The following is a 25495-nucleotide window of genomic DNA, read 5'->3' as shown; positions in this document are numbered from 1 at the left end:
TTTCACTCGCAGGCGTCACTATTGGAGAAGATACTTTTCCTATGCATACTTCTTACGGGCGCTTCCCCTGTCCATGATGACTCTATCTGAGGTGGAAGCACGAATCCGTCCCATTGTTGGACCGAGTTCTGAACGAAGATTTCAGTATCCGGAGCCCACGTGTGGCCTCCGTGGTTACCCTCCTGGGCATGCCTGTGCATCATATAGTTTTGACCGTGCCCGCGGTATGTGAGGCCACCGACCGCCTCGACAGCATTCAGGAGGCAGCGGTCCACCGCTCGATGCACCGGGCGCCATCCCCCAACCTCGCGCAACGTCGAGCGGCCTATCAACATGGTTCCACCGGCGACATGGTCTGAATATCGCTCGCCCTCGGGTGGCCGGCGGGTGGTTATGTCCAGTTCCTCGAGATAGACGAACTCGACCTGGGATCCTAATAGATCTGCTCCTGAATAAACCCGCGCCTGCATAAGATCCTCGAGATGATGTGATCCATACCAATCATCGTCATCCATCTTCGCAATATAGCTGCCGCTTGCCGCTTCGACGCCGAGATTCAATACCTCACCAAGCATTAGATTTCCGTCTGCCCTCACTACGGTGACGGGCCGCTCAGCTGCGCTTACCAAATTACTTAGGTCCGCTCCAGTCATATCGAATCCGTGAAGGACTAATACAATCTCCACCTCGGGCCAGGTTTGCTCGCTCACTTGCCGGACCGCCTCTGCCACCCTGCCTGCGCGCTTAGTCGCCAGGATCACGCTGACAGATTCGGTAGCCGGGGCAAGACCTGATCTTTTCACCCAATAAGCCCACCGTTGGCTCGGTGCGAAGTATTTGAGCGCGGTTCGGCGCATCAGAATCGATTTCGACTCTCGAACCATAGCGGTATCTTCCTCGGAGAACGTTGAGAGAGTCTCAACCAGATCCTGCCCGAGCAGAAGACCCTCCCTGTGTTGCGAGGAAATCAACATGGGAACTCCCCCAACCGCTCCCGCCGAAACGAGCCTCGACATTTGGATTAGGTCAATGTCCATCGGAATCCGCGAAAAATCGAGGTAGCTTCGATCCCTCATTAGTTCAAGGGTGAACTCATCGAGGGCTGTTCCCGCCCCGATGCTAGCCAATAATTCCCCTCCGCCGTCGACGAAATCCAGCGCACCTGATTCCCCCAAACGGACTTCAAGACGGCCCTTCGCGGGATAGGGCTCGAAGCCCTGAGGCGAGACAAACCGAGTGTTGATCGGAGGCAATGCGGTGCTCCAGCCGTCGGCACGCGGTGACTCGTCAATCTTCAGAATAGTCCGTGGTCCTCGTTGGTTGTCGGCGAACGTGGCGGTGCCGGATATCAATACATCCACGGGAAAGATGTCGCTTGGGTCTACTCGCAGCGACGACTCCGGCAGGAAGCTCGATAGCGTATCTCCTACTGCCCAGGGAGCATGGGTAGGTTCCGTCACCCCCACCCGAAGCCCGTGCAAAAGGGACCCCGCCTTGCCCGGGGTCTGATGAGTCAGCACAGCCGCTACGGCGCGGTGCACATCAACCCAGGTGCCATCGATCACCCGAACGCAGAGGTAGCCAACTGGACCGGAAGCATTTCCGCAGGCTAGGCCCGTAGCCAGCTGAGAGGCGGTGGGGGGCCCAGCCGCAGGAAAAGGACGAGCTTCACCCCGAATAAGCACAAATACTCGATGGGCTTTTCCCATCTGTCGCAGGAGGGGCAGCCACTCCCACGCCTCGACATATGAGGAAGCAACCAGGATAAAGGAGTCATGCCAACGAGGCTTACCCAGGTCGTCACCAGTTAGGTCTTCGATCCTTGTGAGGTCGAGTTGATGCCAATGAGGGGAGAGCAGATTGAGGCTTGACTCGAGCTCTGTGAGAGCGAAGTTGTGCTTCCCCGTAACGGTAGTCGGTATCATCCGCGCTTCACGAGCGAACCCACCCGAGACGCAAACCTGCCGAAGGCGTATCTCGGGCCCTTACGAATTAGTGACACGAGTCGTCGTACGATCCGCGGGCCAGATCGTGCTGCTTGCTGACCTCTCCGCAGTCGCTGCAACTCCGACTGCAGTGAGCCAATCTTCGCCTCGTAGTCGAATCGTGTTTTCGGGTCACTTAGGTCCCGGACGACCAGAATCTGCTCCAGCTGTCCGGCAGCACCTTTCCGCAGAAACTGCTTCGGGGCTGGTTTCCCCATATACCTCAGCCCGAGACTGGAACCAGAGACCCATCTTTCTCCGCCCCGCTTCCGGACCTCCGCTTCGGCTGTCGAACGATCCTTCGCCCTTCGCAACGGTTCAGCTGCCCAGAGTTCACCGGTCCCGTTAGATCCGTCTATTACCGTTCTCAACAGTTCGCAGGATGCTGCACTCTTGGCTTCGACGGCCGCCTCAATTGAATAACGACCGAAAATTACCCCGGCTGGAACTACGAGTACGAGGTCAGTCTGTAGGTCAATTGCCTCGGGTCCTCCAATGAAACACACACGGCTAAGGCCGGAGATCCAATTCTCAACCTCACCCGGTGGAAGACCGCCTTGCCGGATGATTTGGACGGCACATCGCTGAACCGTCCCGGACATTAGGGTTGCGAGAGTCAGGCAGAGCGCTTTCTCACTGGCATTTCGTGCGTCAACAACGATCACCATACTGAAGTTCTGCACTACTGAAGGGTCGTGGATTGCGCTGAGCGTGACAGCTTCCTCAGCAAACCACGCTTTCATACCGAGCGCTGGCCGATCTTGAATCACCGTGGTTCGAACCCGCTAATTGGCTCAGACACCAATCCGTCAGACGACAGTGCGAGGGTACTGGCGCCGACAATGCCGCGGCCCTTACCTGCGAAGGTTGCGCCAGTCGGCAGGCTAGCGTGCCCTCGCGTAACGCTTGTGGGGTCAAACGTTTCGTACCGCATCCACTACTCCTAAACGAAAACCTGTTCTACGGAGTCTCCGTAGAATGCCACTTCTGATGTTGCCAATATCTCGTTCGCCGTTATCTTCCAGGTGTGTTCCTCTGGGTTCTCTTGGCGCACCTGACAATAGTTGAACTTGTCGGCGGCATAGACGCTCCCGCCACCGTCAAGAACTGAACGCAAAAAACCTGTATCCTCGCCGGTCGTCGTCGGCGGAAAAGGATTCAGTCGGAATACCTCGCGCCGTCCGACAAGGGTGGGTCCAGCGACGAAGTGCGTGAATCGATGTTCGAAGGCTTCGTTCCTGAGGACTGTGAGATCCATCCCTACCAATCGCATAAAGTGAGCGCGCTTTCCGACGACCGAAGCGCCGGAAAAGTCTAAGGCCATCAATTGATCGTGAAGGTACCAGGGAGCATAGATGTCGTCGTCATCCCATTTTGCGACGAACGAACCGTTTGACTTCTCGACCAACACATTGAGGCATTCCCCGAGCGAAAGCTCCTTGGGAAGCTCCACAGCCACAACGTCTTCCAGTTCAAAGAACCTGCACTTTGCGCGGAATGCCTCTTCGTCTAGTGGGAGCCCGTGCAAACCATAAACAAGCTGTATCTTCACATCTCTTTGGGCCGCAACCCCAGCCAACACATGGTCTAGCTGGTCCGGCCTGATACTCGAGACAATCACCGAAACGATCGGGTTGATGTCATCACCAAGCGCAATCCCAACGGCTTCAGTGATCTGCCTTGCTCGGTGCCGATAGGTGTGATGACGCCAGATCTCGCGTTGGCCACGGTGGATCTGCCTAGCGGCGAAGGACGGATTTCGTAGTAGAGCTCTGATCACGCTTGAGGCATCACCGGCATTAGCGACGATCGCCATCTCGGAATCACTGAAGAAGGTATTGATAGCCGGACTCGGCGTTGTCACGACTGACGCTCCGGCCGCGGTCATCTCGAAGACACGACGCGAACACATGGTTGGAGAGTCGACTACCGAGTTGACGTTGAGGAAGATCTTGTAGCGTTTATATGCCGCAATCATTTGAAGGTAATTTAGTTCCCCCAGGACGTGCCTCTGCAACTCCCCCGGGAACTTGTACTCCGGGCTCGCCGCAGCACGCGAGAAAATGTCGAACTTTTTGTGGTCAGCCTCGCAGGCAGACACGGCCGCCGGCAGCAGCATCGCCATTTGCTCTCGTCGTTCGGGATACTTGTGGCTAAAAAACATCCCCGCGAAGGCTACGTCCCGATCGTGCCATCCACGGCGCTGCCGAACCGGATTGTGGATTTTCGGCTGCGCGGCGAACGCCAAAGCTTCGACCCGGTCGTGCCCCAGATCAGCCCGATAACGCGGAATCATATTTGAATCGCTCGTGAAAACCAGATCGCACAGGCGAGCCAGGGGCAGGAAATCTTCGTAATGCGGGGGGTCCTCTTTGTTCCAGAATACGATTGGAAGCCCTTGGGCTTTGGCGATGTCGATCAGCGCTCGCACTTGCTCCCCTGGCCCGGCGCTCCCCTGGAGTTTATACTTCCAGTCTCCTTTGTTCCCATGCCAGGCCGATTCAATGAGGATGAAATCGAGGTTGAGATCCGCCAATGCATCCACACTGATTCCGGGGCGTAACGGGATGCAACTCCATTCCCATTCAAACCCGGCATGGGAGAAGGCATCAAGAATTGTGCCCACGCGAATCTCAGGCTTCGATGGAGTAGCCTCGGCTAGCTCAACCTCGGGGAAACTACTGCGGCGAAGCAATGGAATTGCACCGGCTATGCGCCGCCCTGCATTCTCCTTGGTCTTGGAGGACCAGGAGTTCTGCCGGGCGCGAAAGGCGAACTCGCGATATTGCGTCATGCCACCGTGTCGGAGGTGCCAGATTGCCTGACGGACGTCCCGCAACTGCATCACTAACGGGGACCTTTGGCGCTGCGCCAACCACGATCAACAATGACGGTCTTGAGGGGCGGACGGCTTTGCATCAATTCTGCCCGTATTTTTTGGCCATACTCTTTACTACCTTCGGTCATCCGCCAAACGAAGTTGCGGTACTCCTTAGTGACAGTCTCGGTGTCCCCATCCATGATGAAGTCACCTTTGTCCAGCCAAATGCACCGGTTGCAGTTTGCTTTGATGGTGCTCAGGCTATGGCTGACGAGGAATACCGTTCCAGCCTGCTGACGAATTTCGTCCATGCGTTGCTTTGAGCGCGCTTTAAACTGCGCGTCACCCGTATTCAGGGCTTCGTCGATCAGCAAAATCTCCGGATCCACTGCAGCCGCAATCGCGAACCTCAATCGCGAGGACATTCCCGAGGAGTAGGAGTTCATCGGGTAATTGATTTCGTCCTCCAAACCCGACATCTCGACAATCTGGCTGTACTTGCGGTCGATCTCCGATTCCTTCATCCCCATGGCCAGACATCCCAGACGAACATTCTGAGCACCCGAAAGTGACGAAATCAGCGCCGCATTGACGCCAAGAAGAATGGGCTCACTGGCGGCGTATACACCGCCCTTACTGGGTTTAGTAAGTCCCGCGAGAACCTGCATCAGAGTGCTCTTTCCCGATCCATTCCGCCCAATGACTCCGATTGAGTCTCCCCGGTAGCCAACGAAGGATACCCCTCGAAGAGCTTCGTTAGTTGTTTGCCGCCCGCCCGAGGTTCGGCGACGTAGGGCTCCGACAGCACCTCCGGATTTGCTCTCGTCAGCAGGCGCATAGCGCTTGGTTCGATAGCTGACGGATATGTCATCGACGATGATCGATGCAGCGTTGGCATTCTCAATCCCGCTAAGAGGCTCGTCCATAGGACTCCTCCTGTCGCCAAAAAAGAGCAAATCCTGCGATAATCGCACCAAAGGCCCACAAAGCTAATACTCCCCAAGTTTGGAGATCGGGAGTTGTGTTATAAAGAAGGCAATCCCGCAAAATGTCGATGACACAGAACAATGGGTTCAACTCAAGCACAGCCACCAGAGTTGGGTATGCCGCAAACCTATCGAGACTGTAAAAGATGGCGGAACTGTACATCCAAAGCCGTGTGGCGAACCCGAGCAAGTTGCCCACATCGTGCACCTTCAAAACGAGAGGCGCCAGGAGCATACCAACGCCGAGATTGAACAAATGCTGAAGTGCTATGGCGGGAATGATTAAAAACCATCGCCATGAAATTTCTTCTACAGGGGGCGCTAACACGATAATCAAGAGCATAACAATAGTCGACGGAATTGACGCCAGCAGTTGACGCAAATTCACGGCGACCGGGAGAGAAGCCCTCGGGAAGTTGAAGGCTCGAATGACGGAAGAGTTGGAAGAAAGGCTTTTCGATCCTTGAACGACAGCCTGCGCAGAAACCTGAAAACTAAATATGCCAATGACCAGGTAGCCCAGGAAGTTCTCAATACCTCTACTTGTTTCGAGAAGGACCCCAAATATAAAGTAGAAAGTCAATCCTAAAAGGATGGGGTTTATTATCAACCATAGGCTGCCCAGCCTGTCTTTATCATTAGCCGACTGTACCCGGGCTCGGGCATCGTAAAGGATGAACTGGCGTCGGCCCCACAATTGGACAAGGTAGTCGGGGAAAGAGGGTTTAGCCCCGATTCGCCTCATTTTCGACAGGTTGACCTGAACCGTTACCGGTTTCGACTTGTCGGAGTCTTCCACGGCTGTCATACCGGAGAGCACCTCAGCTCATCGTATCCCTTGAGCACAGCATCCGCGGCTTGGCTCCAGATGCGTTCCATCAATACTCGACGACGCCCCTCAGCGCCCAGCGTGTTTGCATCCGGTAGAACATGTCCATCCGCCGAAAGAAGGCTAGCGATTCCCGTAGCGAGTGCCTGAATATCTTCAGCAGCCGTCAGCACACCCGTGACGCCATTTTTGACAATCTCACGCAACGCCGGCAGGTCGCTGGCGACTACCGGCCTGGCGCAAGCCATCGCCTCAACAGGCTTCAGCGGAGTTACCGCCTGTGTCACTGCAAGATCTTTCCGCGGAACAACGAAGATATCGATTGCCTGATGGTGCAGGCGCGCCTGGTCTCGCGGCACCCTGCCGGTGAAGACAACCAAGTCCGCAACACCGAGCTCCCTGGCCAATGCCTTCAACGAGGGCAAGGCAACCCCATCCCCCACAATCAGGCACCGTAGCTCAGGATGAGTAGCGGATAAAACAGCAAAGGCACGTAACAGATCATCAAGACCCTCGTAATCGACGATGCTGCTCACTGTCCCTAAATAGACGCCGGTCGAAGGCAGTCCAAGAAGTTCACGTGCATCGCCAGAGGCCATTGGCTCGTCCAGGTATTCCTCACCCACGGCATTGGGACACAGCAGAATATTGCCGGGATCCACGCCCTTGTCCATGATGTCCTGCTTCATAACCTCGCCTAATGTCACCACCAGGCTGGCACTCTGCATAACCTGCGCTTCACTTTCAGTGAAGAGCTTATAGCGCTCGCTCTGCTTTGCCGCATCCGGCCGGCTCGACGCCCAGGTATCGGCGAGCTGGCCCCGCACCTCGTAGACCCAGGGAATACCGAGAACCCGCGCAACTTCGCGGACCACCAACCCGTTGGTGAAGTGAGTTGTGGTGTGTAACACCGTGGGCCGAACCCGTAACGCCAGCGCCAACAATTGTTCCGCCTGCTGCTGAAGCCTGGCATCAAAACCCTTCGCAAGTCGCGTAGGAAGCAACCGGTGGTAGACAACACCATCAATGAGATCGATGTCGGCAGCGAACAGTTTGCCGACTTGCACCGGGTACCCCACGCGCGTGGCGGCGTGAACATGCCAACCGGCGTCGTGCTGTGCCTTCAGGATTGAATGCGAACGCTGAGCGTAACCGCTGCCGGTATGCGGCAAAGAGTTGGTCAGCACATGCAGTACAGTGCATGGCAGGGGGGTATACCCCTTCACCGGGGTCAGCGTCGGCGTCCACCCCTCAAAGACCCGGCGCTCGGAGGCAAGACGCTCCGCGGCGCTGAATCGGTCAGCGGACTGAAGCGATTCAATGGCACCGCTCATATCGCCGTCGTACCAGCGCCGACGCGCCACTGTTCGACTAACATCCCGGGCACCGGGAACCTGCGCCAAAGCAATGAGTTTGTCGGCCAGGGCGGTGTTTCCAGCTGCCAAGGCTACCTCGGCCAGTAATGAAGGCCGAGACGGTGGCTCACCTGCCTCAAGCGCGGCTGTCAGCACCTGCTCGGTGCGTGCCTTGTCCCCTTGCAGATAGGACGTTACAGCCTGCACCAGAGGGCCCCGCCCAGCGACCGCTGCCACTCCCGCCGCACGATCAACCACACCGCTAGGCATCCTCCGCGAGACCTGCAAAAACAGCAGGAACGGGTCGTCTCCTAAATGGCGAAATGCTGTGACACCTAATAACCGAACATTGCGCAGCACCGACAGTGGGTTCACCGGTGAGGACCTCCGGCTACCTCTGCCAACAGGTCGATATAGCTCTGGGCCAAGGCCTCTACATCTGCGTTGTTCTCCACCCAGGTACGGCCGGCACCGTTCACCTGAAGCAGCGATCGATCGGCTTGGAGTGACTTCCACATTTCAGCGAGTTCCTCAGGCGAGGATCGGACGACATGACCTGATTCTGCGTCCTCGAGAATCTTCCTCGCCTCGCCCAGCACAATGCCGGTGATATGCCGTCCCAGCGACAAAACCTCATAGGTTTTGGAAGGAATGGTGGTCTCAAAGGATTTCCAGTCGTCCCGTAGAGACACGATGCAGCTATCGGTCCTATCGTAGAAGCCCATTACTTCGGGGCCGTGGACCGGCTGGTGAAAGTCGACGGGGGCGTTCAATTGCTCTGCCAGATGCATCAGGTCGGCGCGCTGTACCCCGTTGCCCACCATGGTGAGTCGCATCTGCTGGCCCACTAGCGCAGCAGCCCTGATCGGTACATCCAGTCGCTGGCTCTCGCCATGGTTACCAAGGTAGAGAACCTCGAGCCGGTCCGACTCCATGGGTCGCGGCGGGAGTTTATCCAGGGTATGCAGGTCCACCCCGTTGCTCACAGTGGCTACGTTCTTCAGGCCGCGATCACGCAACGTTCGAGCGAACCCGTGGGTGACAGTCACCACGAGTTCGGCCCGGTCCTGAATGGCCATGATGATCCGCTCGACGACGCCTTTCGCACTACCCTGAACGAGCCGAGCGTCCCGAGCAATGTCCGGCCAGGCGTCCCGCATATCGACAACGAGCGGTCGTTTAAGGATCCGAGAGACAACATAACCGGCCCCAAGGATAGGAAGACTGGGCACAGTGACGACGACGACGTCGGGCTTCCTCGACAGCAGAGCGGCCGGAACAGTGCAAGCCGCCGAAAACAAATGGTTGCCTAATCGGCCCAGGCGAGTGTTCTTATGCCAAAGGAACGGCACCCTACGGATTCGCTCGCCATACTCGCCCAGGGCACAGAGAAATGGTCTTCCGGCGACGCTGCGGGGCAGTGTCCGACGTCCGTGCGGCGCATGAGCCACCGGAGCAACAACATCGACATCCCATCCGGCGGCGCGGAAGGAACGAATGAACTGTGTCCACCTTCTTTGCGGCGGACTGTGCTCCGGGGCATAAGAATGCGTCAACAATAAGATACGCAACGTACACCCCCAAAGTGCTCAGTTTGCTTCGTGTCAATCAGGACCAGGATCAAGTGTAGACCTCAGGCAACCATTCCCTTGTCCCGGCGTCTTTTCCCATGATGTTCGCCTAGGGCTGCGTGTTGATCATGAGGGCATACCGCTTCATGAAGGCGGCCATGGCGTCACGATTGATCGCGGCATAGGGCTTGAAGGTGCTCGTTCCGTCAGCCGAGGTCCACCCTCTACTGATGCCGGTCGACGCCAGCCAGGAGATCTGCTTGAAGTAGACGTTGTCAGTTGGTACGTCTTCAAACGGCGCAGCTGCAGTATCCTCAAGGGCGCCTCGATCGGCGAACCGATAGAGAAAGACAGCCATAGCGTCCCGCGCCACCGGGCTCAGCGGCCGGAAAATCCGGGAACCACCATCCTGGGCCCAGCCCGTGCTGATTTTCTCGGCAGCCAGCCAGGCGATCTCTTTGTAATACACGTTGTCCGTTGGTACATCAGCGAACGGGGAAACCTCGGGCGGCGTGTATTCCGGGGATCCGGCCAGTCGATAGATGAACACGGCCATCGCGTCCCTCGCGATGGGTGTCACCGGCCGGAAGGTCGCTGCCCCATTACGCCCGGTCCACCCTGTACTGATGCCAGTGGACGCCAGCCAGGAGATCTCTTTGGAGAATTGCACGGTCTTCGGGACGTCAGCAAAGGACCGAACGGGGAATGCGGTGGCACTCGGAGCGGCGACAGATGCACCGGCTTCGACAGTCACTAGCTGAGCCGACGTCTTGAGGGCCTTTCCGGGCATCCACTGCGGTGCGCTCGTCGAAGTCGATTCGTTGGGCCGGGAATCCTCGAGGTAGAGCCGGTAGGAACCGGGGTTTAGCCCCTCTAGGGTGTAGGAGCCGTCTACCACCAGCTGCGACTTCACTGCGAGCGGCGTATCAGCACAGGGGCCCTGGGTGGGAGGCGGCACGATAGGTTTCAGCTGGCCGACGGACGGCGCAACGCCAGTCTCCGAGTTCACGGGAGCGGGCAGTGCATAGACACAGAGCTGATCGTCCGCTTCCAGACCGAGTACCGTACCGGTGATCTGGCCGACGTCGTGAGTTGCAGAAACCGGAGAAACCCCTACCCCCATCATCAGGCTTGAGACGACGAGGCCAGAAAAAGCGACGGTGATCCGCCGTCTGGCGCTTCGTTGAATCGATGACTGATTGCCTGGACGTGCCGATTCCGCACTGGTCATACTGCCTCCCCTACAGATACGAATGATCGATTCATCGTAGGGGTGGGATCCCGGCTAAATGTGTCGTAAGGGGCTATTGGGGCGAAGCGTAATCAAAACGTCACCCACGAAACCGGTTACTTGCCCGGCTTTGGACGGACAGCATTCCCGCCCCGAAGCTTCGCGTAGTAGAGCACACCCAGACCAACAAGACCGATAATTACCAGTCCTCTGGTGATGGGGCTGGAGCCAATCGAGGTCTCTTCGGAGGCGGCGCTGGCATCAACAACGGCTGCCTCACTTGGGGAAGGCGAGGGCGACGGCGTTGCCGAGCGGGTGGGCGTAGGCGTCGGTTCAGGCGACTCGGACTCTTCAGGCTCGGCCGACTCGGATTCCTCGGGTGACGGCGTTTCCTCCGGTTCCTCGGTCTCCTCATTCAGGTCCACCACGGCGCCGGTCTCCGCGATCCAGCGGAAATCCGTATAGAAGAAGTTCGACCGATCGATGAGGTTGCCGGTACCCGGTTCGATCAGGAACCCGGTTGGGGGATGGATCAGGTACCCGGTGGTCGGGTCGATCGTGAAACCGGTGGCCGGATCGGTCGCCGCTGGCGGGGTTTCCGGCTGTGGCGGTTCAGGCGCTGGTTCAGGTTCCGGTTCAGGATCCGGGGCGGGGGGCGGAGCCGGGGCCGGAGCCGGCGGCGCTGGCGCTGGAGCTGGAGCTGGAGGATTCGTTGTTGGCGCAGGTGCCGGTGGTGGCGCAGGTGCCGGTGGTGGCGCCGGCTCGGCGGTCGGCGCCGGCAAGGGCGGCTCTTCCGTGGCGTGGACAACCCCAACACCAGCTCCAACACAGAGCGAAGCCGCGGCTAGACCGGCGAAAGCACGGCGCATCAATAATCCCATGGGTCCCAATTCTACGGTGCAGCGGTCTGGAGATAGTCACCCAGGGTGTCGTTGTCTAGCGCTTCGGCAATGTCCGCGATTGCGGCGTCGTCCTTCAGAATAATCGACTGACCATCTGCGGAGGTGCCGATTCCCAAGTTCGGCAGCGTGAAGAATTGCACATCATCGCCACGAATATTCCGCAACGACAGCGCCAATCCGCCGGCAGTCGTCGCGTCCAGACCCTCGTCAACGCTCAGGTATGGCGATGCCTGATCGACAATCTCGTTGATCTTGATCGGATTGGTCAGGGTTTCAGCGGTCAGGAACTTGGTCATGACCGCCTTGATGAACAGCTGCTGGTTCTTCACCCGCTGGAAGTCGCCATCAGTGAAGGCGTACCGCTCACGAACAAACTTCAACGCCGAATCACCCTGCAGATTGATCTCGCCCTGATCGAAGAATTCTCCGTCGGCACCGCGTGACTGGAACGCGATCTCATTGTTGACGGTAACCCCGCCCAACGCGTCAGTGAGCCCGGTGAACCCCTCGAAATCGATGATGGCAACGTGGTCAATGGGCGTATCAAACATGCCCTCAAGCGTCTGCACCAGCAGCGGCACTCCCCCAAATGCTGTGGCCGCGTTGATCTTGTGCTCGCCATAGCCTGGAATGTCAGTCCAGGTATCCCGCATGATCGACATGACATACACACCCTCGCGGTTGGCGGGAAGGTGCATCAGCATCATGGTGTCCGAGCGGCCCGCATTCGGCACACCGGGCAGGTCTTCGGTTTCGCCGCTGCCGCCGTTCTCGTCACTGCCGAGCAGGAGGATGTTGCGGGCCTCCTCGGCGACCGGAGACCGGGTGGGGCGGTCGGTGCCTTCGGGGAAGACTTCCTCAATGGTCTCGGTCTGCGTGTTGTACGTGTTGGCAAGGTTGAACAAGTACCCCCCGGCAACGAGGCCAGCCACCAGCACCAGTGCGAGCGCGGAGATGAGCACAGTCCGGACCGGGCGCTTCTTGCGGGCGCTCCGCTGGACGGGTTCTTCGAGATAGTTTGACACGACTGGTTTCCCCTGACATGAGACAGCTCCTCATCCTAACCTTCAACCGTGGGAAGAAGCTGGGAGGCACAACCAGCAGGATCGGCCGCCGGTGGTGTGACCACTAAACTGGCACCATGCGTGCCTCCCGTCTCTTAGCCCCGTTCGCCGTCGTCGCTCTAGGCCTGACGGCGTGTTCGCCGATTGTCGGCGTGGAGGCAGCCGCCGACGCCGCCAACCCCGAGTGCGCGTCGGTCATGGTCTCCTTGCCAGACCTCGTTGCCGAAAACGAGCTGCGAGAAACCAACAGTCAGGCGACCGCGGCGTGGGGCGACCCGTCGCAGGTGGTCCTGAGGTGCGGGGTTGCCGTCCCCGGCCCGACCACCGATGCCTGCGCGTCAGTGAACGGCGTCGACTGGATCATCCTGGAAGAGGAAGAGGTATGGCGAGCCACCACCTACGGCCGCGACCCGGCGGTGGAAGTGCTGTTCGACCCGAACGAAGTGGCGTCAAGCACCATCCTGGTTGACCTGGGCACGGCTGTCTCGGTAATCGAGCAGGATTCCGAATGCCTCAGCGTCGAGAATGAACTAGAACTACCCTAGGGGTCATGATGGATCACGCCGCCACCACTCCCCTGTCCGGACGCCAACTGCACCTGATTCACGGTGACTACAGCGCCGTCGTCGCAAGTGTGGGAGCGTCGCTGCGTGAACTGCGGTACGGCGGACGCGACCTGATCCGCTCCTACGACGCCGACGAGATCCGCCCCAACTACCGCGGCGCGATTCTGGCCCCGTGGCCTAACCGGGTGGTCGACGGCGCCTACTCGTTCGGCGACGCCACGCACGTGCTCAGCCTCACCGAGCCCGAGCGTGGCCATGCCCTGCACGGGCTCCTCGCCTGGGAGGACTGGGAGACTGCCGACCAGAGTGACTCGTCGGTCCGGCTCCGCACAACAGTGGCGCCGCAGGAGGGCTACCCGTTCCGTCTCACCGTCGAAGTGACCTACACGCTCGACGACGCCGGCCTCACCACCACGGTGACCGCTCTGAATGCTGGCCCCGATGCTGCTCCGTACGGCGTGGCACCCCACCCCTACCTGGTGGCTGGCGACGGACTGGTGAATGAATGGACCCTGACCATTCCCGCCGACACCGTCCTGGAAGTGACCGAGGACCGACTCATTCCGACCGGCCTGGCTGCCGTGTCCGGCGACTTCGACTTCCGTACGCCGCGACGGGTCAACGACACGTTCCTCGACCATGCCTTCACCGGCGTGACTTACGACGACGACGTCGCCACGGTTTCCGTGACCGGTCCTGATGGGCACGGCGCAGCGGTCTCGTTTGGTGGCGGCTGCCCCTGGGTGCAGGTGCATACCGCAGACCTGCCCAAGGATCCGGCCGGCAGCAGGCGGGGACTCGCCGTCGAACCCATGACCTGCCCGCCGGATGCGTTCAACTCGGGAACCGACCTGGTGACGCTCCAGCCCGGTGCTGAGCACACGGTGAGCTGGCGGATCCACTCGATCTAAGACCCTGCAGGGCATGAGGCACTGGGCCACTGGCCAGGCTAGGCGTCAGGGACGCGTGACGGACCGGTCAGCCGACCGTTCAAGGGCCACCACGTCCCGGCCAAACGAAACACCCAGCAACAACAGCGACGCCGCCGCCACCGGAACCGCGAGCGCGACAGGAGTCACCGGGACCAGGATGACCACCAAAACCACCCCCTGGGTGGCAGCGACGACCCGCCTGAAGCTGCTGAACTCCAGTTCGCCTCTGAGTGCAGGGCGAACCCAGGATGCCGCGACATAGAAGTACCTCATCAGCCCAATGAGCAACGCCCACCAGCCGACGGTCAGCGCCACCGGGATTGACAGCACCAGCAGCAGAATCGCGTCGGTTTCCATGTCCAGGCGAGCGCCAGCCTTGGTGGCTGTTCCGGTGCGTCGGGCCACGGCACCGTCCACGGCGTCGAGCAGCACAGCGGTCGCCGCCAACAGCACCAGCCACCAGGACCGGGTGGGCACCGTCCCCCACAACGACAGCACCACGATGGTGGCACACCCGCCCGCGAGCACCGCCCGAAACAGCGTGACGCGGTCGGCCGGGCCGGAATAGGACGGCCGACGGCGCACCACACTGAGCGCTGCAACGGCCACCAAGGTGAGACCGGCGACCACCGCTGCCAGGTTGGTGACGTTATGGGAATCGTTCAGGGCCAGCAGCGTGATGCCGACGCCGATGGAACCCACGACAGCGGTGGATGCATCGAACAGGGCACGCCTACTGATCTGACCCACTGGACTACCTGCCGGAACTAGACGAGCGAGTTCAGTTTGTCGCGCAGCCCGTTCAACGCTGGGTCGCGCAGCGTGTTGAAGGCCGGCTTGAGGAACGGCTGGGCAATCCGCCGGAATCCGTTCAGCTGGAACTCGGCCGTGTAGGTGACGTCGCTGCCCGAACCGGAGGGAACGACGTCGATCGAGTCGAACGAGACCAGCGTCTTGTTCTCGCCGCGCAGCTTGATGTGGCCCTCGCGCAGTTCGGTCACTTCATACTCGATGGGCTGCCGCTTGCCGCGAAATTCAGCTTCGGCGTGGTACCGGTGGCCCACGGCTACCGGGCCGATGGAGCGCTTCTCGACCACCGGTGTCCCTGGATCCCATTCGCTGGTGTTCTCGAACTCTTTCAGGAAGGCGAAAGCCTGCGCGGGTGAGAGGGGTGTGCTGATGGTTCCCTTGACAGTAATCATCTGCCCAGTCTACTGATGAACTGTGTCAACAGGCTGGGGCGCGGCCGTCAGCCTGCAGGGCATAATCGAGTTATGTCTTGCACCCCCTCCGACCACAGCCAGTCATACTGGACCACCCGGCCCGGACATGGCGAGCTACGGACCGCTCCCCTGCCCCAGCGCGAGACCGAACAAGCGCTGGTTCGCACCCTCTATTCCGGGATCAGCCGAGGCACCGAGACACTGGTCCACGACGGCCGCATTCCTCCCGAGGTGGCAGCCCTCATGGAGGCCCCCTTCCAGGAAGGCACCTTCGGAGGACCGGTCAAGTACGGCTATCTCTCCGTTGGCGTCGTCGAGGAAGGACCCGCCCCGCTGGTGGGCCAGCGGGTGTTCTGCCTCTACCCGCACCAGGACCGCTACGTGGTCCCGGTGTCCGCTCTGACGGTGATTCCCGACGACGTCCCCAGCGAGCGCGCCGTGCTGGCGGGCGCCGTCGAGACCGCCGTCAACGCCCTGTGGGATGCACGGCCCTGCATGGGCGACCGGATCGCCGTCGTCGGCGGTGGCATGATTGGCGCCGCACTGGCGACGCTGCTGCGCCGGTTCCCGCTGGAACGCCTCCAACTGGTGGATCCTGATCCTTCCCGCGCCGCGCTCGCCGAGGAGTTGGGCGTGGACTGGGTACATCCCGACGATGCACTGGGCAACTGCGACATTGTCTTCCACTGCTCCTCCACAGCGGCCGGCCTGTCCCTGGGGCTGGGCCTGCTCGGCGACGAGGGCGAGGTGATCGAACTGTCCTGGTACGGTACCCGCTCCCCCGAAGTGCCCCTCGGTGCGGACTTCCACGCGCGCCGGCTGAGCATCAGGGCAAGCCAGGTGGGAGCCATCGCCGCACCGCGCCGCGCCCGCCGCACCCATCAGGATCGGCTCGCCACCGCCCTGGACGCGTTGAAGGACCCGGGGTTTGATGCGCTCCTCAGCGGCACGTCGCCGTTCGAGGACCTGCCGAATGTGATGCGGGACCTCTCCAGCGGCGCCCTGTCCGCGCTGTGCCACGTGATCGCCTACCCCGGCGCCGACGAACCGGCCACCTAAGCCCTATCCGCACCGCCCACTGTCCTCACCACTTCCATTAGTCCCACCGCTCTCACTACAACCCCAGGAGACCCATGTACCGTCTGACCGTCCGCGACCACGTGATGATCGCCCACAGCCTTCCCGATCCGTTCTTCGGCCCAGCCCAGGGGCTGCACGGTGCCACTCTGGTGGTGGAGGTGACCTGGCGACGTCGGGAGCTGACCCAGCACGCCGTCGTGATCGATATTGGCGAGGCGACTGCGATTCTCGGCGAGGTGCTGGACGGGCTGCGGTATAAGAACCTTGACGAGCACCCCGACTTTACCGGCGTCCTCTCCACCACCGAAGCCGTGGCCCGCTATATCGCCGACCAGCTGAGCACCCGCTTCGACACCGCTCCGTTCGCCGGGCTGGACGTGGTGCTCCGCGAACACCCTGATGCGTGGGCCGGCTACTCGGTGGAGTTCGACTCGGCGGATGTCCGGGGCTAGCCGCAGCATGGAGTTGGGTCTGGTGATTCCGGGCGCCCTGCCCGGACCGAGCGGCGGCACCATCTACAACCACCACCTGGCCGCCGCGCTGGGTGAAGCCGGGCACCGCGTAGCCATCTCCCCGATCCGTGGCGACTGGCCCAATGGTTCGCCGGCCGATCACCAGAAGCTGGCGCTGGCGCTTCGCCAGGAACCGGTCGTGGTGGTGGACGGGCTCATGGCGTCGGCCGCCCCGGAGACGATCCGGGCAGCAGTCGACGCCGGGACTACCGTCTGGGTGTTGCTGCACCTGCCGCTCCCCGCTGAAACGGGCCTGACCGATCAGGAGATGAAGGCTTTCGCTGCGTCCGAGGAAGCGGCCCTGCGACACGCCTCCGGTGTGATCTGCACCAGCCAGTGGGCCCGGGATGACCTGATCCGGCGCTATGGGCTGGACCGGGTGCACGTGGTGCCTCCCGGCACCGAACCGGCGAAGGTCGCTGCGGGCACCACCCCGCCGCACCTGATGATGCTCGGATCACTCACGCCCCGAAAAAACCATTCGATGGTGCTGTCAACGCTCGCCGACCTGACCGACCTGCCGTGGACCGCTTCCCTGGTGGGCGGCGCCAGTCCGCTGGGCAGCTCCCACGTCGCCACGCTTCACGATCAGGCCGCTTCCTTCGAGCCGGGTCGCGTCACCTTCCCGGGCGTCCTCCAGGGGCCAGCGCTCGACGCCGAATGGGCTCGGGCCGATCTATTGCTCCTGCCGTCACTGGCGGAAACCTTTGGGATGGTGGTCACCGAGGGTCTGGCCCGCGGCATTCCTGGCGTGGTAGGCCGGGGCACTGGCGCCGTCGAAGCCCTCACCGGTGGTGCGGCAGGTGAGCTGCCGGGCGCCGTCGTCGACCCCCACGATTCGCAAGAACTGGCTGCGGTGCTCCGGGGCTGGCTCACCGACTCGTCGCTGCGCCGGTCCTGGCGGGCCGCCGCCCTCAGCCGCCGCGATACACTGCCGACATGGGCCAACACAGCGACAACGCTTCTGGAAATCATTCACCCGTGACCGACGCCGACGCGCCGCGCCCGATTGCCAGCGACTGGCTCTCCCTGCGCCGTCCCGCCGACGAAGCCGCCCGGCAGGCAAGCCTTCCCCTCCTCACAGAGTTACAAGACTTCCTGGCCGCTCGGGCGGTGCCTTCCAAAGGTGAGGAGAAGGACGCCGACGACCAGGCGGTCCGAATCTTCGACCTCGGTGCCGGCACCGGAGCCAATCAGGCATGGCTCGCACCGCACCTCGACATGCCGCAGCACTGGACGCTCATTGACCACGACCCGGACCTGCTGGAACTCACCATGGGCGCACCAGCGATCGACGGCGTGATCGGCACCGAAGCCGTGGTCGCGGGCATTGAAGACCTGGGAGAAATCCTCGACGCCGATCCCCAGACGTCCCGGCAGCGGTTTGTCACCTGCTCGGCCCTGCTGGATCTGCTGACACCTGAACAGCTCAACACCCTCTGCTCGGCACTGGTCGAATCACAGACGGCCGCGCTGTTCAGCCTGAGCGTCACCGGCACCATGACGATCGATCCCGCGGATCCCCTGGATAACGCCCTGAACGACGCGTTCAACCAGCACCAGAACCGCGGCGGCCGGGCCGGAGCACGGGGCGTTGACCTGACAGGGCAGTTCCTTGCCAGGGCCGGCTTCACCGTCACCACCGTCGACACGCCGTGGGAGCTGACCGGGGATCACTCGGAGCTGATCACACGGTTCCTGAACGACCGGGCGGATGCCGTCCTCGAGGAAGAGCCGGGTCTCGCCGGAGACGTCAGCCAGTGGCTGGAACGTCGATCCGAGCAGGCCGCCGACGGTTCGCTGCAGCTCACGATCGGCCACCGGGACCTGCTGGCCCTGCCGCCCCGGCAGTAACGATTCAACAGTGACTCCCGTCCCGTGAGACGCCGCCGCTGGCTCGCACTCCTCCAGGTCCTCTGCGCAGTCGCCCTGATGTATTACCTGGTGACGGTCTTCGGCACCGGACCCTTCACCGCCGGGTTGGGAGCCTTGACCCTTCCCTCGGTCACCGCCGCGCTGGCCCTCGGGCTCATCGGGACGGCCGCACAGGCCCAACGCTGGCGGCTGGTCTCCAGCGGATTCCAGATGCATCTGCCCCGAGGCGGCGCCCTTGCGCAGTGCTACGAAGCGTCGTTCCTCAACGCCGTCCTCCCCGGCGGCCTGGCCGGGGACGCTATCCGCACCGCCCGGCAACGGTCGGCGCACCGGTCCAACTGGCTCAGCAGCATCGGCTCGGTGCTGGGCGAACGCCTCGCCGGCACGGTGATCGTGCTCCTCGCTGCTGCTGCAGCACTGCTCACCGCAGACTGGCGGCTAGCCGCCGTCGTCGCCGCTGGGGCGGTGCTGGTGCTGCTGGCCGCCCGACCATCGCTACGACGCCTCCCGAGCCGGACATTGGCCGCGGTGTGGGCGCTCTCGGTGCTCGGCTGGGCCTCGTTTGTGGCCCTGTTCGCCGTCTCGGCGGCGCTGACCGCACCCCACCTGGCAGTGGCCGACGTCGTCGGGCTCGCTGCGATCTGCCTGGCCGGGATGTCCATTCCCCTGAGCCTGGGCGGTTGGGGTCCGCGGGAGGGTGTCACGGCGCTGGCCTTCATGATGTTTGGTTATTCGGGCGCGCTGGGGGTTGAGGTGTCGGTGGGCTACGGACTGCTGGCCCTGGTGTCGGTGCTGCCGGGAGCCGTGCTGCTGCTGGTGCTGGCTATCCGAGGGTTCCTAGGCGACCGGGGTGGGAACGGCGGCCGAGAAGTGGAACTCGGTGCAGATGTCCCTGCCGAACTCGAAACGCCGGACCGGCGCGGAGAGGGCGTCTGATAGGGCGTCGCTGCCGGTGAACCGGATACCCGGGACGCCGTCCCCGACCAGGATCGGTGCGCAGGTCAGGTACAGCCGGTCGAGCGCACTGGCTTCCAGGAAACGTGACACGGTGTGCCCGCCGCCTTCCACCAGGACCCGCGGGAACCCGCGGTCCGCCAGCACATCGAGGAGACGACGTGGTTCAAAGTCTTCAGCAGCCAGGCGTCGGACGGTCACATGCTCGGCGAGGCTGATCGGGACAACGGCCTCGAGGCCGACCAGCCACAGGGTGGGTGCTGCGCCGTCGGTGAGGACGGCGGACCCCTGCGGGATGCGGCCACTCGGGTCGAGGACCACTCGGACAGGATTGGGTCCGTCAACCGCCCGGACCGTGAGGAGGCAGTCATCGGCGGTGACCGTTGAGGCGCCGATGACGACGGCATCCACGAGGGCCCGCAGCCGGTGCAGGTGCTCCCGGTCTTCGCTGCCCGTGACGAAGCGGGCGTCCCCGGTCCGCGAGGCGATGAACCCGTCAAGGCTCTGGCCGAGCTGACCGATCACCAGCCGGCCATCGGGACGTGTGTCCTGGACCAGCGGGCCGTACCGGGTGAGCAGCTCCGCTGCGAGGCCGTGAACTGACCCCTGGGGAACTGTTCCTTCGGTGAGGTGACGCCAGACATCCTGGGCCGGTTCGCCGTCGTGCCTCATCCTGGCCCGCTTGGTGGCGATATAGCTGGCATTCTCGGGGCGCTGGGCGATGTTGAGCCCGCTGCGCGCCAGCACCGTGATTCCACCGCTTTCGAGTGCCTCCTGCTTGGCTGGGTTGGAGGAGAGCAGACGGATGCGGGTGACGCCGAGGTCGAGAAGAATTCCAGTGCTCTGCTGGTAGTCACGCGCGTCCACCGGGAGGCCCAGCGTGGTGTTGGCGTCCACAGTGTCGACGCCCTGGTCCTGCAGGGCGTAGGCGCGGAGTTTCTCGAGCAGGCCGATCCCCCTGCCCTCGTGGCCCCTGACATAGATGACGACGCCGGTGCCCTCTTCGCTGATGCGCTGCAGGGAGGCATCGAGTTGTTCACCGCAGTCGCAGCGGTAGGAGCCGAGCGCGTCCCCGGTGAGGCACTCGGAATGCACCCGGACCAAGGGAACGGATCCCTCAATGTCACCCTGGATCAGAGCGACATGCTCGTTGCCCTCGGAATCGCGATACCCGACCATCCGGAATACGCCATGACGGGTCGGCAACACCGTCTCGACAACACGCTCTATTTGTGAGGCACCCCAGCCGGGAGCCGATTCGATCGACATAAATCAACAATAGGCGACTGGGCGCTCCTGTCATCTCCTGAAACTGCTCCGGCGCACTACCCGTTAGCGAACACCGCCATGATTCAGCACCAACGGGACCGGATCGATTACAGTCAGATAAAGAAAGCATGCTGACTATTGAAGGGTCCTGATGGACTCGCTAGGGTCGAAGGCAGGAACCGGCTGGGCCTTCGGGACGTTGACCCCACTAGCTAAGCCAACCGGCAACAACCAATCACGCCGGTGATGCACGACGGTCAGCCCGCTGGGGTGCTGACTCAACTCGACGTAAGGCAGCATGGAATCGAAACGGCCATCACCGGACACTGGACGCCGCCTGGCACGGTCCTACGCAGCACAGGCAGGTAGTTTAGCGATCCGCGTTGACGCCCCCGAATTTCCGACGGCCTCGCGAATCCAGCGCGCCCGGAACGAAACTCCCGAAAAGCGGCTGTCCGGGCTGGAGGCCTTGCGCCACCCGCTGGTGCAGGCAGTCATGGACGCCCGCGAGTTGTGCGAACGGACCGCTGAGGCTCCGCTCGATCCCATCGTCTCGAGTGCGGTTGGCAGCGCACCCGTCCCCGGAACTCCAACCTTTGGACAACTGCTGCTCTGCGCAGCGGTCAAGGATCTTGAAGAACTCGACGACCGGCTGCATCAGGCGAGACTCCGGAGCTAAAGCTCTGGGCTGATCGATTCCCCGGTTCAGCCGCTGGCCGACCCCCAGGAACCAGGGTTCCTGGGGCCGAACAAACATCACACCGGAGTCCCCCACCCCGAGCAAGAACATGTTCACACCGTGTAGATCTAATTAGTTCCGCACCGTACGTAATTATGTTAGCGTGACTGCTATCCGCAAGGAATAGGGGAATCGGTGGACGCGCCAGTCGCTGCAGGCACTCAGGCAATGCGAGAAATGAACTCCTGGGCCATTCTGGCTCGGCTCAAATCCGCGCCTTCGATGAGCGTCTCTGCTCTCAGCGCCGCAACCGGCTTGTCCCGTCAGGCTGTTGGTCGCTCCCTCGAGGGCCTCGCGTCCGCAGGTCTCGTCCAATTCCTCCAACCCGATCGGACGGCTGCACGGTCCGGCCGACCTGCTCAGCTTGTCCGGTTCAGGGCCGAAGCAGGCAAAGTGCTGGGTGTTTGTCTTGGCCCCAAGGAGATCCGCGTTGCCGTCGCCGATCTATTAGGGAATGTCGTCTCCTCAGAAGTCACCCAGCTCCCGGCGAACGCTCCCGCCCAGGAGGCGGTCGCTTCTCTGCTGGCTGCTATCGAGACGGTCCTGCTTGCTGCGGGCAGTGAGCAGCAGGATCTTTGGTGGGCCACCGTTGGGACACCCGGCATCGTGGATCCGGAAACCGGCTTTATCAAGCTGATTCCCAGCATGACGGGACTTGCCGGGAACCTCCTGGCCCGGTCCCTCCGAGACGCACTGACTTGCCCCGTGTATCTCGACAATGACATTAAGTTGGCAGCTCAAGGCGCGCATCGCCAGGACGCACAGGACGTTTCCCCGTCTCTGGTGTTCATCTCCTGGGGTGAGCGAGTAGGTGCCGGCATCCTGCTAAACGGCGAACTGTACCGCGGCTCGTCGAATGACGCCGGAGACATCGGTTTCCTGGATCTAGTCGTGGACACCCGGCAAGCCATGACAGCTACGGCCCAGACTGAGCGGGCCGGGCTCGGGAGATTCGAAGCTTGGGTTGGCACCGCTGAACTCCTGCATCTCGCGCGCATCTCGGCGAATGAACACTTTGACTCGAAGCTGCTGACACATCTGAAGACTGTTGATGACTATGCGGCATTTGATGCGTTTGTTGCAGCCGTCCGAGCCGACAAACCGGCCGCCCTTGCAGCCCTCAATGAAGTGTGTCGCAGATTCGCGCTCGGCATTCTCGCAGTGCGAGCCATCCTGGATCCTGACCTTATTGTGTTGGGCGGTTGGATGGCGAAGTGCGGGGAACGCTTGATCGACACTTTGCTCGTGAACCTGAGCAATCAACAGTTGGGTGCGCCACGTATTGAGCTCTCTGAGCTGGATGACGACGCAGTGGTGCAGGGAGCGATCGCTCATGCACTCTCCGAACTCAACCGCGCGAAGTTCCACCGCCCAGGGGCTGGGAGGACGCCAGTTTAACCAAGCCAGGAAAGGAAGCTCCAGTAGGCGGATTCTCATCGAGTCTCTTTCCGCCTGCGGCAACGCAGAACCAAGAATTCACTCGGACAGCCAGAAAGGCAACCATGTCCCACACGCCCATCCGCATCGGCCTCATCGGAGCCGGGGGAATCGCAGACGCCCATATCTCGCATCTACAACGTCTCGGAGCCGAAGTCTATGTGTACTCCCTCGATGGCGCAGAAGAACTCGTAGCTCAGTTCGGTGGCACGGTGGTGCACTCCATCGAGGAACTCTTCGACCTGGTGACGATTGTCGATATTTGCAGTCCTACCTTTACCCATTTCGAACTTGCCAAGAAAGCACTTGAAGCAGGCAAAAATGTCATCTGCGAGAAACCGCTGACACGTCATGACGATGAGGCTGTCGAACTCAGTCGCCTTGCCGCAGCCAACGGACTCACGATCCTGCCAGCGCATGTGGTGCGGTTCTTCCCCGAATACGCAGAACTGGCCGCTGCCGTACATGCCGGTCAGCTGGGAGAGCTCGCAGTACTTCGCCTTTCCCGCTCAGGGGCCTTTCCGAACCGGTCGCCTTGGTTCGGTGATCGCCGCCTCTCAGGCGGCATCATCATGGACCAGATGATTCACGACATCGATATCGCACGCTGGTTGGCAGGGCCGGTGGCACAGATTTCCGCGATCTCAACAACCGTCGGGGACGAGACCGAACCGGCAGAAACGGCTCATGTCCTGCTCCGGCACGAGTCGGGGGCGATCAGTCAGATTTCGGGCGTATGGGGGCCACCTCACACAACCTTCACAACCGAGTACTCGGTCACCGGGACGCTGGGCCGGCTGGAGCACCACTCCGGGAAGCAGCAGAATTTTGTAGCCAACCTCCAGATTGACGAGAGCGGCGGCGGTCTCATTCCCGCCGTCGATCCACTCGCGAACCCTTACTTCCTGGAACTCAGAGAGTTCCTGGAAGCTCTGACCGACGGCTCATCGGCGCGGGTCGACTGTGAAGACGGGGTGGAAGCTGTACGTCTGGCCAACGCCGCACTTCAATCCTTGGAAACAGGACAGCCAGTTACCCTCTCGAAAGCAGGAGTCTGACTAGATGAGTACAAACTTTGGCACTACGCCAGCACTACGAGTCGCGATCCTTTCCTTCGCACACACCCATGCTCAAGGGTACGCAGCAGTACTCAAGAACTATCCGGGGGTTGAGCTGCTCGCATCCGACCCGGGAGATCATCCAGAGGGGGAGCTGCGCGGAGCCGCGCTTGCGCAGCAACTAGGTCTTCCCTATGTGGACACCTATGAGGAATTGTTCGCTTGGTCCCCTGACGCCGTGATCATCACGAGTGAAAACACCAATCACCGCGCGGATGTTGAACTCGCAGCATCCCATGGGGCTCACATTCTGTGCGAAAAGCCGTTAGCGACCACGGTGTCGGACGCCCGCGCCATGATCGCGGCTTGCGAAGACGCACGGGTCAATCTCATGGTTGCCTATCCGGTTCGATTCTCGAGCGCGTTTGACCGTTTGAAGAAGACGAACGATGCAGGTCACTTGGGACGGTTGCTCTCCATCAGGGGAAGCAACAACGGCAAGCTGCCGCGTGAAAGAGAATGGTTTACCCAACCAGCCTTGTCCGGCGGAGGCGCACTTGTGGACCACGTCGTCCACATAGCCGATCTGCTCGATGCGCTGATGGGATCGTCCGTGACTTCAGTGACAGCAGTGGCAAACCAAATACTCTATTCGGATCGGGCCGAAGCGGAGACGGGAGGGCTGGTCAACCTGACTTACGAGAACGGAACGATTGCCTCCATTGATTGCTCGTGGAGCGAGCCAGACTCAGCCCCTACCTGGGGTGGGCTGAAGATCAATGTCGCGGGAACCAAGGGCAGTGTCGACGTGGATTTCTTCGGACCCCGGATCAGGGGCCTGGAGACAAGCACAGGCAAACCTGTCGAACTGCCCTACAGCCCTAATCTCGACGCCACGCTGCTGGAGTCATTCCTGACTTCGGTGCGCACAGGTCACCAGGCTCAGCCGGACGGATACGTTGGACTGCGGACTCTGGAAATTGTGACAGCCGCCCAGAGGTCGATCCAGACAGGAGAGACCATCTCTCTGCCGAGGGCCACTGACTAAGTCGCCCCAGTGCGTCATCGGGAGTGCTATGGCTGGTCGGCGGGTCGCTGACCAGCCA

At 61.4% G+C, this 25495-nt stretch carries 23 protein-coding genes; 11 read left to right on the top strand and 12 right to left on the bottom strand.

Annotation, left to right across the window (positions count from 1 at the left end; genetic code table 11):
• Positions 1 to 2: 2 nt before the first annotated feature.
• The 9 genes from ABD059_RS13965 to ABD059_RS13925 all read right to left on the bottom strand — a co-directional run bounded on the left by ABD059_RS13965 (position 3) and on the right by ABD059_RS13925 (position 12705).
• Entirely contained in the window at positions 3 to 1361 is a 1359-nt protein-coding gene (locus ABD059_RS13965) for a glycosyltransferase family 2 protein (protein WP_343881053.1), read from the bottom strand.
• A gap of 1567 nt (positions 1362 to 2928) precedes the next feature.
• Positions 2929 to 4779: a glycosyltransferase family protein gene (locus ABD059_RS13960; RefSeq protein WP_343881051.1), complete on the bottom strand. Its 1851-nt coding sequence runs from the start codon at positions 4777 to 4779 to the stop codon at positions 2929 to 2931.
• 53 nt (positions 4780 to 4832) lie between these two features.
• Entirely contained in the window at positions 4833 to 5732 is a 900-nt protein-coding gene (locus tag ABD059_RS13955; protein ID WP_343881049.1) for an ABC transporter ATP-binding protein, read from the bottom strand.
• Positions 5716 to 6600: an ABC transporter permease gene (locus ABD059_RS13950; protein ID WP_343881046.1), complete on the bottom strand. Its 885-nt coding sequence runs from the start codon at positions 6598 to 6600 to the stop codon at positions 5716 to 5718. Before ABD059_RS13950 ends, ABD059_RS13955 begins: the two co-directional genes overlap by 17 nt.
• The gene (locus tag ABD059_RS13945) at positions 6597 to 8066 is read right to left on the bottom strand and encodes a glycosyltransferase family 4 protein (protein ID WP_343881044.1); all 1470 of its coding nucleotides are present in this window, start codon (positions 8064 to 8066) and stop codon (positions 6597 to 6599) included. Before ABD059_RS13945 ends, ABD059_RS13950 begins: the two co-directional genes overlap by 4 nt.
• Positions 8067 to 8347: 281 nt before the next feature.
• The gene (locus ABD059_RS13940; protein WP_343881095.1) at positions 8348 to 9532 is read right to left on the bottom strand and encodes a glycosyltransferase family 4 protein; all 1185 of its coding nucleotides are present in this window, start codon (positions 9530 to 9532) and stop codon (positions 8348 to 8350) included.
• A gap of 124 nt (positions 9533 to 9656) precedes the next feature.
• Entirely contained in the window at positions 9657 to 10778 is a 1122-nt protein-coding gene (locus ABD059_RS13935) for a hypothetical protein (RefSeq protein ID WP_343881042.1), read from the bottom strand.
• A 116-nt stretch (positions 10779 to 10894) separates the two neighbouring features.
• A complete protein-coding gene (locus ABD059_RS13930) occupies positions 10895 to 11659 on the bottom strand; it encodes a hypothetical protein (RefSeq protein WP_343881040.1) in 765 nt (254 codons plus the stop codon).
• An 11-nt stretch (positions 11660 to 11670) separates the two neighbouring features.
• Positions 11671 to 12705 carry an LCP family protein gene (locus ABD059_RS13925; RefSeq protein WP_343881038.1) on the bottom strand — a complete coding sequence of 345 codons (1035 nt, stop codon included), beginning with the start codon at positions 12703 to 12705 and terminating at the stop codon, positions 11671 to 11673.
• A 116-nt stretch (positions 12706 to 12821) separates the two neighbouring features.
• On the opposite strand from ABD059_RS13925, the gene ABD059_RS13920 reads away from it, so the two are divergent.
• Together ABD059_RS13920 and ABD059_RS13915 are read left to right on the top strand one after the other, a co-directional pair.
• Positions 12822 to 13289 carry a DUF3515 domain-containing protein gene (locus ABD059_RS13920; RefSeq protein ID WP_343881035.1) on the top strand — a complete coding sequence of 156 codons (468 nt, stop codon included), beginning with the start codon at positions 12822 to 12824 and terminating at the stop codon, positions 13287 to 13289.
• 8 nt (positions 13290 to 13297) lie between these two features.
• Positions 13298 to 14221, top strand: a complete 924-nt coding sequence (locus tag ABD059_RS13915; RefSeq protein WP_343881093.1) for an aldose 1-epimerase family protein — start codon at positions 13298 to 13300, stop codon at positions 14219 to 14221.
• A 45-nt stretch (positions 14222 to 14266) separates the two neighbouring features.
• Here ABD059_RS13915 and ABD059_RS13910 read toward each other — a convergent pair whose 3' ends face one another.
• Together ABD059_RS13910 and ABD059_RS13905 are read right to left on the bottom strand one after the other, a co-directional pair.
• A complete protein-coding gene (locus ABD059_RS13910) occupies positions 14267 to 14992 on the bottom strand; it encodes a CDP-alcohol phosphatidyltransferase family protein (RefSeq protein WP_343881033.1) in 726 nt (241 codons plus the stop codon).
• 17 nt (positions 14993 to 15009) lie between these two features.
• On the bottom strand, positions 15010 to 15444 hold the full coding sequence (locus ABD059_RS13905; protein ID WP_343881031.1) for an SRPBCC family protein: 435 nt from the start codon (positions 15442 to 15444) through the stop codon (positions 15010 to 15012).
• A 72-nt stretch (positions 15445 to 15516) separates the two neighbouring features.
• On the opposite strand from ABD059_RS13905, the gene ABD059_RS13900 reads away from it, so the two are divergent.
• The 5 genes from ABD059_RS13900 to ABD059_RS13880 all read left to right on the top strand — a co-directional run bounded on the left by ABD059_RS13900 (position 15517) and on the right by ABD059_RS13880 (position 19868).
• Positions 15517 to 16524 (top strand): zinc-dependent alcohol dehydrogenase, encoded by a 1008-nt coding sequence (locus ABD059_RS13900; RefSeq protein WP_343881029.1) that lies wholly within the window; start codon positions 15517 to 15519, stop codon positions 16522 to 16524.
• A gap of 74 nt (positions 16525 to 16598) precedes the next feature.
• Positions 16599 to 16997, top strand: a complete 399-nt coding sequence (locus tag ABD059_RS13895) for a 6-pyruvoyl trahydropterin synthase family protein (protein WP_343881027.1) — start codon at positions 16599 to 16601, stop codon at positions 16995 to 16997.
• Positions 16984 to 18042 carry a glycosyltransferase family 4 protein gene (locus ABD059_RS13890; protein WP_343881025.1) on the top strand — a complete coding sequence of 353 codons (1059 nt, stop codon included), beginning with the start codon at positions 16984 to 16986 and terminating at the stop codon, positions 18040 to 18042. Before ABD059_RS13895 ends, ABD059_RS13890 begins: the two co-directional genes overlap by 14 nt.
• Positions 17997 to 18911, top strand: coding sequence for a hypothetical protein (locus ABD059_RS13885; RefSeq protein ID WP_343881023.1), 915 nt, complete (start codon positions 17997 to 17999; stop codon positions 18909 to 18911). Before ABD059_RS13890 ends, ABD059_RS13885 begins: the two co-directional genes overlap by 46 nt.
• 24 nt (positions 18912 to 18935) lie before the next feature.
• Positions 18936 to 19868 (top strand): lysylphosphatidylglycerol synthase transmembrane domain-containing protein, encoded by a 933-nt coding sequence (locus tag ABD059_RS13880; protein ID WP_343881021.1) that lies wholly within the window; start codon positions 18936 to 18938, stop codon positions 19866 to 19868.
• Here the strand turns inward: ABD059_RS13880 and ribA are convergent.
• Positions 19770 to 21155: a GTP cyclohydrolase II gene (gene ribA / locus ABD059_RS13875; protein WP_343881019.1), complete on the bottom strand. Its 1386-nt coding sequence runs from the start codon at positions 21153 to 21155 to the stop codon at positions 19770 to 19772. The genes ABD059_RS13880 and ribA overlap by 99 nt on opposite strands.
• Before the next feature lie 298 nt (positions 21156 to 21453).
• On the opposite strand from ribA, the gene ABD059_RS13870 reads away from it, so the two are divergent.
• The 4 genes from ABD059_RS13870 to ABD059_RS13855 all read left to right on the top strand — a co-directional run bounded on the left by ABD059_RS13870 (position 21454) and on the right by ABD059_RS13855 (position 25437).
• Positions 21454 to 21834: a hypothetical protein gene (locus tag ABD059_RS13870; protein ID WP_343881017.1), complete on the top strand. Its 381-nt coding sequence runs from the start codon at positions 21454 to 21456 to the stop codon at positions 21832 to 21834.
• Positions 21835 to 22029: 195 nt separating this feature from the next.
• Positions 22030 to 23292 (top strand): ROK family transcriptional regulator, encoded by a 1263-nt coding sequence (locus ABD059_RS13865; RefSeq protein WP_343881015.1) that lies wholly within the window; start codon positions 22030 to 22032, stop codon positions 23290 to 23292.
• A 104-nt stretch (positions 23293 to 23396) separates the two neighbouring features.
• Positions 23397 to 24389, top strand: a complete 993-nt coding sequence (locus ABD059_RS13860) for a Gfo/Idh/MocA family protein (RefSeq protein ID WP_343881013.1) — start codon at positions 23397 to 23399, stop codon at positions 24387 to 24389.
• A 4-nt stretch (positions 24390 to 24393) separates the two neighbouring features.
• The gene (locus ABD059_RS13855) at positions 24394 to 25437 is read left to right on the top strand and encodes a Gfo/Idh/MocA family protein (protein ID WP_343881011.1); all 1044 of its coding nucleotides are present in this window, start codon (positions 24394 to 24396) and stop codon (positions 25435 to 25437) included.
• Positions 25438 to 25495 lie beyond the last annotated feature (58 nt).

It is taken from the genome of Arthrobacter flavus, assembly GCF_039526005.1.
In the GTDB taxonomy this organism is placed as follows: domain Bacteria; phylum Actinomycetota; class Actinomycetes; order Actinomycetales; family Micrococcaceae; genus Arthrobacter_D; species Arthrobacter_D flavus.
This window is presented reverse-complemented; position numbering and strand designations above follow the sequence as displayed.

Excerpts from the sequence above, each read along its gene's own strand:
- ABD059_RS13960 (WP_343881051.1), bottom strand. The coding sequence starts at position 4,779 with ATGACGCAATATCGCGAGTTCGCCTTTCGCGCCCGGCAGAACTCCTGG.
- ABD059_RS13955 (WP_343881049.1), bottom strand. The coding sequence starts at position 5,732 with ATGGACGAGCCTCTTAGCGGGATTGAGAATGCCAACGCTGCATCGATC.
- ABD059_RS13950 (WP_343881046.1), bottom strand. The coding sequence starts at position 6,600 with ATGACAGCCGTGGAAGACTCCGACAAGTCGAAACCGGTAACGGTTCAG.
- ABD059_RS13935 (WP_343881042.1), bottom strand. The coding sequence starts at position 10,778 with ATGACCAGTGCGGAATCGGCACGTCCAGGCAATCAGTCATCGATTCAA.
- ABD059_RS13930 (WP_343881040.1), bottom strand. The coding sequence starts at position 11,659 with ATGGGATTATTGATGCGCCGTGCTTTCGCCGGTCTAGCCGCGGCTTCG.
- ABD059_RS13920 (WP_343881035.1), top strand. The coding sequence starts at position 12,822 with ATGCGTGCCTCCCGTCTCTTAGCCCCGTTCGCCGTCGTCGCTCTAGGC.
- ABD059_RS13915 (WP_343881093.1), top strand. The coding sequence starts at position 13,298 with ATGGATCACGCCGCCACCACTCCCCTGTCCGGACGCCAACTGCACCTG.
- ABD059_RS13905 (WP_343881031.1), bottom strand. The coding sequence starts at position 15,444 with ATGATTACTGTCAAGGGAACCATCAGCACACCCCTCTCACCCGCGCAG.
- ABD059_RS13900 (WP_343881029.1), top strand. The coding sequence starts at position 15,517 with ATGTCTTGCACCCCCTCCGACCACAGCCAGTCATACTGGACCACCCGG.
- ABD059_RS13895 (WP_343881027.1), top strand. The coding sequence starts at position 16,599 with ATGTACCGTCTGACCGTCCGCGACCACGTGATGATCGCCCACAGCCTT.
- ABD059_RS13890 (WP_343881025.1), top strand. The coding sequence starts at position 16,984 with ATGTCCGGGGCTAGCCGCAGCATGGAGTTGGGTCTGGTGATTCCGGGC.
- ABD059_RS13885 (WP_343881023.1), top strand. The coding sequence starts at position 17,997 with ATGGGCCAACACAGCGACAACGCTTCTGGAAATCATTCACCCGTGACC.
- ribA (WP_343881019.1), bottom strand. The coding sequence starts at position 21,155 with ATGTCGATCGAATCGGCTCCCGGCTGGGGTGCCTCACAAATAGAGCGT.
- ABD059_RS13870 (WP_343881017.1), top strand. The coding sequence starts at position 21,454 with ATGGAATCGAAACGGCCATCACCGGACACTGGACGCCGCCTGGCACGG.
- ABD059_RS13860 (WP_343881013.1), top strand. The coding sequence starts at position 23,397 with ATGTCCCACACGCCCATCCGCATCGGCCTCATCGGAGCCGGGGGAATC.
- ABD059_RS13855 (WP_343881011.1), top strand. The coding sequence starts at position 24,394 with ATGAGTACAAACTTTGGCACTACGCCAGCACTACGAGTCGCGATCCTT.